The sequence below is a fragment of the Actinospica durhamensis genome (assembly GCF_018139695.1).
Lineage (GTDB): Bacteria > Actinomycetota > Actinomycetes > Streptomycetales > Catenulisporaceae > Actinospica > Actinospica durhamensis.
Genome location: NZ_JAGSOG010000306.1, coordinates 1 through 9,495, shown reverse-complemented (window position 1 = coordinate 9,495; position 9,495 = coordinate 1). Strand labels below are relative to the sequence as shown.

The following is a 9,495-nucleotide window of genomic DNA, read 5'->3' as shown; positions in this document are numbered from 1 at the left end:
ACGCTTCGGGCGCGGCGCCGGGTCGTGCTCGTGATCGGTCGTGCTGGCCATGCCGGGGGTGCTCCTGTCTCGCCCATCTAGACTAACCCGATAAACCGGGTGTCTCAGCCGAGGCTGTCAGAGAGGGGATGGTCTCGAAGACATCGGGATCCGGCTCTGGCAGTCCTGCAGAGTTTGGGCGCGAGGTTACGATGACCTTCGGCCCGACCGTATACGACCTGCCTCGCGCACAGAAGAGGTCGATCTCGCGGATGACGCGCTTTCGGTCTGCGACGTTGCCGACCTCATCGAGTCCATCGAGTACGACAATGCTCGGCACGCGTTGGAAGAGTTCCTGTACTTCGGTCGTGCTGACGGTGTCACGTCCGCTAGCATGCGCCATCAATTCGGCCATGAACGCTTCGATGGTGCTTTGAGCCGCTGACCGCCGCCTGCCCTTTTTGAGCTCTGTGCTATCCGACTCGTCAAAGACGTCGTAACCCTCGATCCACGCGGCATAGTCTCCAAGATCGAGCCGAATGGGAAACCGCGGCTCCTTGATGTTAGGCAGGCTACTGGCCGCCCTTATCTGGCTTGGGAGGAAGGCGATACGGAAGGCTTGGCAGACGTACTGGCTCAGCGTGGATTTCCCCTGTCCCGGCGCACCAAGCACCAAGGTGAACGGGTGAATCGACTTGCTTGCTAGATACTCGGCAGCGCCACCGAGCTCCGGACCGTCCGCGCCGTCGAGCGAAGCCCTCCGCGCTGCATGGATCCGCTCAGCGGGTACATCTACGAACAAGTCGGCGAGATGCTCGCGGTCAAGATCAACTTGGCTGAACTTGATGCGCTCGTCCTTCCGCCACTGCGCTGCGGCAACCAGCCGCAGCAAGTCCCGAAGCTCAGAGGCCCTGCCCTGCTCCACGTGCTCGCTGGAGAGGTAACGGACCAAATCCCAGCCAGCCAACATGTCCGCGTAGGCCCACTTGGTCTCGACCGGAGCTGAGTCGACCATTGCATTGAGCGCCTCGCGCCAAAGGCACGACATCTCGAGCCCGTACTCCTTCGAGTACGCCTTGAGCTTCGCATTGAGCTTGTCGAACGTTCCGGTCTTCGGCTTCGCCGTGCTGGCGACGTTCGTGACGAGGGCATACCTCCGCACTCCCTCAGCTGCGAAGCGCTTGATCTTGTCAGACTCGCCCCTGATCTCCGCATCCAGCCACGACACGGGGTCCTTCTCTTGGCCGTTCACCGACCACTTCACCTGGTAGACCAGGAGTCTGGACGGGTCGACTCCATCGCGCCCGCCATCTTTCTGCCGCAGTGGAAGCGGGACGAAGTCGGTGAACTGCAGTTTGAGCAGGGCGCCCACCAGTTGCTGGAAGTCATGATCTCCCAGGCGCTCGTAGAGGTACTTGAAGCGGCTCTCCGGCACGGCCATCCTTCCCTTTTCTTGTCTGCCGTGTACTAGCGGACGCGCTGGGCGTTGCCTGAGCCGTCCGACCAGGGGGTCGATCGAGCAGGTGCAGATCTGGCAGATCCATCGCCGATGCGCCGCCGCCTCGCCGGTGAGATCCTCGCCAACTCAGCCCGCTCAGCGATGGCAGTTGTCGGTGGAGCGCTCGGGCATGGAGGAGGGATGGGTGAGCTGGGCGGCGGCCGCGGCTGCGAGCCAGTTTCCCCAGCGCGTGATGAACTCGTCGGGCGCTGTGGGCTCGATGCGGTTGAAGGGCCACGCGAGCTGGGTCCTGGCGATGCCCGGGTTGATTGCGGCCCAGGCGTCCGTGCCAGGGTCTAGGGAGAAGGGATCAATGTCCTCCAACGTCGATGACATGGCGAAGCCCGGGTAGGGGGTGTGCATGAACGCCGTTTCGTACCAGTAGTACTCGCCGGCGCTCTGGGCATCGCAGTACCACAGTGAATGACTGCGCCCCTTGTAGCCGTGCCGGCCGTTTGCGAAGGACAGCAGGACTGTGGCGCGCGCGATGACATCGAACCGGGCGTTCGTCGCCTGGGGCGCGGTACTTGCGCCCGTCATGTAGAGGTTCGCATCGCCAAGGCTGAAGGTGACGCCGCCGTCCGCGTGAACGCGGTCTTCGCCAGAAGATGCCGCACCCTTCAGCCGGACCACCAGGGTCTGGGCGATCCATCGGTGAGAGGCCCTGGCAGCCTCAAACAGTTCTTGGCGCCGCTCGCTCTCCGTCTGCTGCTTGGACTCGCTTCGCTGGGATTCCGCGACGCGCGCGACGTGGGCTCTGTTTGCCTCGGCGAGCGCAGCCAAGCCGTCGATGGCCGGGGCCTGCGCGATGCCCTCGAGGCGGTTGCAAAGGTTCGCGGGAGTCGGTCGAGCTTGCGCCCCCCGGTAAAGGCACTCGTTGATCAAGGCAGCGAACTGGGCTGGCGCATGCGGCATAGCCGGGACCGGATCATGCAGGTGTTGGCGAGCGAAATCGGATGCCTCCGGGCCGAGGAAAGGAGTTCGGCCGCTGAACAGCTCGAATCCGATGACGCCCAGCGAGTAGACATCTGATGCGATCGTCGCCCGATCGGAACGCCACCGCTCCGGAGCCACGTATGCAGAGGTTCCGTGGAGCTTCCATGTCTGAGCCGCGGTGGCCGCCTCGGCGTAGCGCGCGATGCCGAAGTCCGCCAGGCGCCATGCACCGTCGAGTAGCAGCACGTTCTCGGGCTTGAGATCCCGGTGCACTACCTGACCGTCGAGATCGGCCAGCGCCTGGGCGATGTCCAGCAATACCCTCACACACTCGTCCAGCGGGAGGGAGCCACCGCGCTCCTCCAGGTGGCGGCGCAAGGACTTCTCCGCGCGCGGCATCACGATCGCCCAGAATTGCCCGTGCTCGCCGGAGTCGAGGATCGGCACGACGTTGCGCTTGCCGAATCCGTCGAACAACAACTCGCGCTCGGCTCCCGGAGCCTTCGGGATGAGTTTGACCACGACCGGAACGCCGTCAGGCGAGTTGGCTTGGAAGACGCGGCCGAAGCCTCCTGTGTCGCTATCGAGCGCATCGCCGAGTTCCCACACCTTGGTGAGTACGAGCTTTTCCACCCTGCACCCCACGTCCCTGTCTCCATCGGCGGCTGCGACACCATCCCTGTCGACCATGATGCCTTACGCCTCCGACACTCAAGGAGGCGAGACGCGCCGACTGTCGCGCCGCATCATCCGGCCGCCGCCTCTCGCCCACACCGCGCGCTGGAAGAGCCCGAACTCCTGCTGCCGTACCGCGCGACCGCGTCGCCGCCGCGGTCCACGAAAACGCGCTCCATATCGAGCCCGGCCCGCGCGACCACCTGTATCCAGCGCCTCTCCAGCTGCGAGAGCATCGCGGCGCGCATGGCGGAGGTGGTGTGGGTGTAGAGGCTGCGCACGCCCGGTGGGTGGTGTCCGAGGCGTTCGTCGCGCAGCGCTTCGGGGACGGCCAATTCGGCGAGCATGGTCGCGTGGGTGTGGCGAAGGTCGTGGAACCGCGCCCCCGGGCACGGCCCGGTGCGCGCGCGAGCCGGCCTGCCGCGCCCGGTGACCCCGTCGCACGCCGGGTGCCACCGGGCGAGCCAGTCGGAGTGGCGGATCGGCTCACCGCGGGCGTTGACGAACAGCAACTCCCGGCCAGCTGTGGCTTGGATGTGCCCGGCCAGTGCTGCGGCGAGGAACGGGGGCAGGTCCACGGTACGCCCGTGCCCGCCCTTGGGCGGCCCGAAGAACCGGCGCGCGTGCACGTCCTCGTGTACCGCGCCGATCCGCGCGTCCACCTCGTACCACGCCGCGTCGCCCTCGCCGGGTCCGGTGTCCGCCTGTGGCAGGTGCAGGAACGCGCAACGCATCGCGCACACCTCGCCCCACCGCATCCCCGTGAACGCCGCGACGATCACCATCAGCGCGTCCTGCGGCGCCAGCCGCGCACACACCTCCAGAACCGCCTCCAGTTCCAGCGCACGCCCCGCCCTGCCCGGGCCCGGCCCGCGCCGGTTGCGCCCCCGCCCTGGCATCGCCGGCGCGGCCGCGATCATCCCGTCCGCCGCCGCGTCCGCCAGCAGGTCCCGCAGCACGCTCATCACCACCGACACGCTCGACGGCGACAGCCCCCGCCCGCGCAGCCCGCGCGCGAACCCCGCCAGATCCAGAGCCGTGATCTGCCCGATCGCGACGGTGGCGAAGCGCGGGGCGATGTGCCGCCGGAACTGCTGGGCATAGTTCTCCAGCGTCGCCGGCGCCAGATCCTGGGCCGGCAGCCACCTCTCCCACCACGCCCCAAGCGTCACCCCAGAGACCGATTCGGCCTGCGCCGCGGCACGCTCGGCGACCTCGCGGGCGTCCGCGAAATGCTTCGCCTCCCACTTGACCGCGAACCCGGACCGGCTGCCGTACCGGCGCCCGTCGGCCAGCAGCCACCGTGCCCGCCACACCTTCCCGCACCGCTCCACGTACGCCATCACGACACCAGCCACGAACACTCCGATACTGTGATCATGAACCGAGGTCATCGGCCTGTCCATAGACCTTCTGGTCCACGACGGCGTGCGCCCGCCGGACTCGAAGGCGGCGGCGGTCCCCGGGAATGCTGAAAGCACAGCGATCATGCCGGGCACCGTGCGAGAGTGTGCCGAGCGCTCCCGTGGAGGAAATCGCATGTCTGACGAGACCGGGCCCCTTGCCGACGAGTCCGGCGACGACGTCGAAAAACTCGTGGCCGCCTGCTCACGCCTGCTTCCGCCGCCCGAGAAGTGGACCGGAGTGGCCGGTTACCCCGAGGGCATCGCCCTCGCGGTGATCGACGCGATCTGGTCCATCGGCACCCGCTACCCGATCACCCGCGGAGTGATCGGCCGATATCGCGGGTTCAGGCGCCTGGAACAGGCGGACGCCTCCAACGACTCCCTCACCGACCTGCTGGACCTCTACGACCGACTGGGCGGCATCGACGCGTTCATCGACACGATCGGCACGCGCAACCGCGTCTCGACGCAGCCGGGCGCAACACGCAAAGCCGAAGCCGTCCACACGGCCGCGTCGCTACTGAAAGAACTCGGCATCGACGCCGCCGAGCAATTCCGGGCCGCCGACGGCACTGACCTGGGCCGCAGCGCTCAACAGGCCTGGCGCACCGTGCCCGGCCAGGGATCCGGGATCTCCTGGCGGTATCTGCGCATGCTCCTCGGACTTCCCGACGTCAAACCCGATCGGATGGTCAGAAGGTTCACCGCCACGGCCCTCGGACTCGAGCAGGACACGCTCACGCCGGACGACGTCGCCTCCCTCGTCCAAGCCGCCGCCACCCGCATGAACGTCGACCCCCGGGCACTGGACCACGAAATCTGGGAGTACCAGTCCGGCCGCGCCGCCACCCACGACCCGCAATCCACCCGCGAGCACCTCAAGACGGCCGCACGGGCCTTCATCGGGGCCGCGATGCCCGCCTTCGCCGAGTACAACCTCATACCCACCTCGTTCTACCGGCCCTTCCTCCGCGTCGGCCACGACTATGAAGGCGGGGTCGTTCTCGGCCTGCCGGAGTTCAAGGAACTCGAATCCGCCCTCACCCGCGCCTACCCCGACCGCTTCCCCGACACCCCGACCGCAGGCATCGACCGCGAATTCCCGATCACCTACATCCTCAGGTTCCTGGAAGCCACCGTCGCCCGCTGCGCTGCCAACGCCGAGGAGTACGAGGCAGACAGTGATTTCGGCAGGGTGTTTCGTGCCCACTTGGGCAAGTCGTGCTGGACCCACGTGGGGCTGAATGGGTGGCAGGTCGTCGGAGTGGGAGGATGGGTTGGGCAGAGTTTTGGGACCCACCCCTGTTCGGGTGATTTCCACCCGGTGTGACACGCAGTCAGCTGTGAGGTGGGCGTGTCGTGTCGGGTGGGTGGATACGGTGGTGGCCTCGGGCCTTCCCGGGGCTTGTCCCTGACCGGCAAGCACCGGGTAGGTCCGGCCACTTGTGCTGAGGCTGCCGCTAATCGATGCCGGGCGCGGGGTTAGACATCACTGGATGTGCGATGTGGTGATTATCACGCCGCCTTTTTGTATCAGGCCTCACAGTGGCGCCTCCGCGCGCGGTAGAGCACGTCGAGCGCGTCCGGGGACGTCTGCGCGAGTCCACCCACACCATCCGGCGACATCACTTTGCTCCTTGACGGGTATCTAGTCCGCTATAAGACTCAGGGTTCGAAGATACTGGTAAACCGGTATCTACCCATATCGCGAACCGTTTCCTTTGTCACCCTGGGGGCCCTTCGGCATGCCGTAAAGAGGGTTGACCGGCGGAGCGGAGGCACGTCGTCGTGACCTGACATAGGAGGAAAATCACGTGTTGAGCAAGAGCGCCCTGCGCATGAGCGTGGCGGGGGTGATGCTCGCGTTCCCGCTGTCCCTGGCGGGCGTCGCGTCCGCGGCGACGGGTTCGAGCCCGTCGCTCGTGCACCCGATGAGCGCCACCGAGTGCTCCGGGAACGTGTTCATCGGCGACGACACCGATGCGACCAAGATCTGCACCGAGGTCAACGGCTCCGGTCTCCGTGTGAACTGGATCGTCGTCCAGGTCTCCGATTACAACAACCCGCCGGCGAGCACCGACGACTGGTTCCCGACCTACTCCGGCTGCACCGTGCAGGCTTCATGGATGTTGTGGAACAACGCCGGAAACAGCAACTACAACAACACCAGCCCGGTGATGTCGTGCAGCGAGCTGAAGAGCAGCGGCGGCTGGCAGGACGACCCCGAGCGGACCCTGGAGGCCGGCGAGCTGTGCTCGTACCTGACCTTCAACGCCTTCGGCCAGTACAGCGGAGGCAACTGCGTGGGCGTCCACTCCTAGCTCCATGCCGATGACGACGGAGCTTTAACGGCGAACGCACGAACCGGGCGTCTTGGCTACCAGAATTAGCCAAGGCGCCCGGGTCTACCTCAGGATACGTGCTAGACAGAGAAGGGCGATAGGTTGAACAACGACGTGCACGACCCCGACGATGCGGACGATTCCGGGCCGGAGACAGACCTCGATCTCGATTTCACGTCGGCCGAGACGGTGGAGGCGCCCACCGCGCACAGGCATCGCCGATGGTGGCTACCCGCCGCGGCGCTCGTGAGCGTACTCGCGGCTGTTGCGGGCGGAATCTACGCGGCGCACTGGTCATCCCAACGTCACCAGCAAGCGCTCCAGCAGCAGGTCTCGGACCTCACCGAGGTCGTCGCGCACAAGGCCGGGCCCGGATTGGACACGGCGTTCGACTTCAGCGCGGATGCGAAAGACGGTCGCCTGACTCTGTCCAGCCCAACGACGTTCTACGTGGCCTGCACAGCGGGGCGCGCAGTCATCGGGCCCTTCACGAACCCGTGTGACGGCAAGCTCGCCGTCTACGGACCCTACGGCTCCGCCGGCACAGTACTTCACCTGTCTCTGCCCGCAGCACCATGGGCGCTGATCGCGCGCCCGCAGGACCAGGGGCTGGTGCCCACGCCGGGCGCCTCCCCCGCAGCCACCGGCGAGCGTTGAAGGGGTAAGGAGTGCGTTCAGCCGGCGTGGGCCTGGAAGGGGTAGGTGTAGGCATCGAGGGCTTCCTGCAGGTCGTCGACCTCGATCTCGAGTGCGGCGGCGTAGGTGTCGGCGGCGGGGGCGAACCCGAAATGCTCGTCCAGCAACTCGGCGAACTGCCCGTCGGCGTCTTCGAAGCACCGGCCCAGGTCCCGGAGCAGATGCAGCAGCCGGGCGGCGTGTTCGGGGCCGAGCGCGACCGCGTCGGCGCCAGGCGGCGCACCGCCCCAGCACCCGCCCGGCTGCCCGCGCCATGGCGCCGGTCCGGTCATGCGGCCCGGCTCGCGCGGGTGGCCGCCAGCCGGTAGGAGTCCTCACCGGTCATGATGATCACCCCGTTGTAGGTGGCGCGATCGACCACGGCGGCGCACAGGCGCGGGTCGGTGAAGGTGTTCTTCCACTCGCTGAACGGTGCGTTCGAGACGATCGCGATCGAGCGGCACTCCTCGCGCTCGGTGAAGACCTGGAACAGCAGGTTCGCCCCGGGCTTGTCCAGATCCAGATACCCGAACTCGTCCAGGGCTAAAAGGTCGTATTTACTGTAGCGGGCGATGGTGCGGGCCAGCTGTTTCTCGTCGGCGGCCTCGGCCAACTCGTTGACCAGCGCCGCGGTGGTGGTGTAGCGCACCTTCAGCCCGGCCTCGGCGATCGCGGTGCCGATCCCGATGAGCAGATGCGACTTGCCCGTACCGGAGTCCCCGATCAGGCACAAGGGCTTGCCGGCCCGCACCCACGCCGGATCGGTCAGCGTGCCGACCACCTCCGGAGCCACGTTCGGGTTCGCCGTGAAATCGAAGTCCTCGATCCGCTTCGGCCTCGGGAAACACGCCTCACGCACCAGGCGAAGGCGGCGGCGCCGGTCGCGGTCGTCGCACTCGGCCTCGAGCAGGTCGGCGAGGAACTGCTTGTAGGAGGAGCGCTCGGTGAGCGCGGCCTGCGCGTGCTCCTCGAAACCGGCGCGGATCGCGGGCAGGTGCAGCGCGCGGCAGGCCTCGTCGATCGCGACATCCAGCGGGTCACTCGCCGGGGCGGCCTTGCGCGCCCTCGGCAGCGCCTCGGGGGACACGGTCGTGCTCATGATGCGGAACTTCCCTTCGAACGGTAGGTCAGCAACTGGTCGTAGGCGGCGACCGAGGGCAGCGGGCGGCGGTCGGCGGGAAGCGAGAGCTGGCGCGGGCGCAGCGTGAGCACATTGCCGGGCGTCGACGCCTCGCCCTGGTCGGCGGGCTGCGCCGGGGCGGGTTCGACGCCCTGCGCGCCCTGGTCCCCTTCGGCTCTGCGCGCCTCGATCGCGACCAGTTCCGGGCTGCTCGCCCCGGCCTGCACGGCCGCCCGCAGCCCGGCGTCGACCGCGTCCTTCGGCATCCGCCGGTAGAGCAGCAGCACCTCGATCAGGGCCCTGGTCCCGGCCGCATCCCCATGGGCCTTGCGCGCCGCCGCCCAATACGCGTCGTGCAGCGCGGTGAACGCCCCCTGTTTGCGGGCCTGGGCGAGGGCGGCCGACCCGGCGAGCGCGCCGGGCTTGACGTTCAAGATCTCCAGGTAGTGATCCAGCACGTCGCTGTGCGCATACCGGTGGGTGAGCCGGGGGTGGCGCGCGACGACGCGCGGCCCGTCGAACACCAGCAGATCGTTCGCCCGCAGCGAAACCCGCACCCGCGCACCGATGAACCGGGCGGGCACCGAGTAGTACGACTGGCGCACCACCACCCGGGAGTCCTTGCGCACCAGCGGTGTGAGGGTCAGCCCGCAGTCGAACTCCTCGGCCGGCAACGGGTGCAGCAACGACGCCTCCTCGCGGAAGCGGAAACCGACCGTGGCCGGATTCCCGTGCACGAACCGGGCTTCCTCCTCCAGATCGATCCGCTCGAGGCGCTCGTTGAGCTCGGCCAGCGAGTCCACCTCGGCCACCGGCACCAGGTGCTTGCGGCGAAACCGCCCGCCCTCGTGCTCCACCCCGCCC

Annotated in this window: 9 protein-coding genes; 3 read left to right on the top strand and 6 right to left on the bottom strand. The window is 67.6% G+C overall.

Going from position 1 to position 9,495, the window contains the following annotated elements:
• Nucleotides 1-82: 82 nt before the first annotated feature.
• From KDL01_RS35330 to KDL01_RS35320, 3 genes are all read right to left on the bottom strand, one after another.
• Entirely contained in the window at nucleotides 83-1,420 is a 1,338-nt protein-coding gene (locus KDL01_RS35330; RefSeq protein WP_212533051.1) for an NACHT domain-containing protein, read from the bottom strand.
• A 153-nt stretch (nucleotides 1,421-1,573) separates the two neighbouring features.
• Nucleotides 1,574-3,046 (bottom strand): serine/threonine-protein kinase, encoded by a 1,473-nt coding sequence (locus tag KDL01_RS35325; RefSeq protein ID WP_212533050.1) that lies wholly within the window; start codon nucleotides 3,044-3,046, stop codon nucleotides 1,574-1,576.
• 113 nt (nucleotides 3,047-3,159) lie between these two features.
• Complete coding sequence (locus KDL01_RS35320; RefSeq protein WP_212533049.1) at nucleotides 3,160-4,446, bottom strand: tyrosine-type recombinase/integrase; 1,287 nt, start codon at nucleotides 4,444-4,446, stop codon at nucleotides 3,160-3,162.
• Between the two features lie 181 nt (nucleotides 4,447-4,627).
• Here KDL01_RS35320 and KDL01_RS35315 point away from each other — a divergent pair, with 181 nt between their 5' ends.
• From KDL01_RS35315 to KDL01_RS35305, 3 genes are all read left to right on the top strand, one after another.
• Nucleotides 4,628-5,824, top strand: a complete 1,197-nt coding sequence (locus KDL01_RS35315; protein WP_212533048.1) for a DUF8548 family protein — start codon at nucleotides 4,628-4,630, stop codon at nucleotides 5,822-5,824.
• 484 nt (nucleotides 5,825-6,308) lie between these two features.
• Entirely contained in the window at nucleotides 6,309-6,815 is a 507-nt protein-coding gene (locus KDL01_RS35310; protein ID WP_212533047.1) for a hypothetical protein, read from the top strand.
• A 123-nt stretch (nucleotides 6,816-6,938) separates the two neighbouring features.
• Entirely contained in the window at nucleotides 6,939-7,493 is a 555-nt protein-coding gene (locus KDL01_RS35305; protein WP_212533046.1) for a hypothetical protein, read from the top strand.
• A gap of 17 nt (nucleotides 7,494-7,510) precedes the next feature.
• Here the strand turns inward: KDL01_RS35305 and KDL01_RS35300 are convergent, their stop codons facing one another.
• From KDL01_RS35300 to KDL01_RS35290, 3 genes are all read right to left on the bottom strand, one after another.
• Nucleotides 7,511-7,804, bottom strand: a complete 294-nt coding sequence (locus tag KDL01_RS35300) for a hypothetical protein (RefSeq protein WP_212533045.1) — start codon at nucleotides 7,802-7,804, stop codon at nucleotides 7,511-7,513.
• Nucleotides 7,801-8,610 carry an IS21-like element helper ATPase IstB gene (gene istB, locus KDL01_RS35295; RefSeq protein WP_212533044.1) on the bottom strand — a complete coding sequence of 270 codons (810 nt, stop codon included), beginning with the start codon at nucleotides 8,608-8,610 and terminating at the stop codon, nucleotides 7,801-7,803. The genes KDL01_RS35300 and istB overlap by 4 nt, the downstream gene beginning before the upstream one ends.
• Nucleotides 8,607-9,495 (bottom strand): Mu transposase domain-containing protein (locus KDL01_RS35290; protein ID WP_438802009.1); only part of this gene is annotated, 889 nt, incomplete at its 5' end. The genes KDL01_RS35290 and istB, both read right to left, overlap by 4 nt.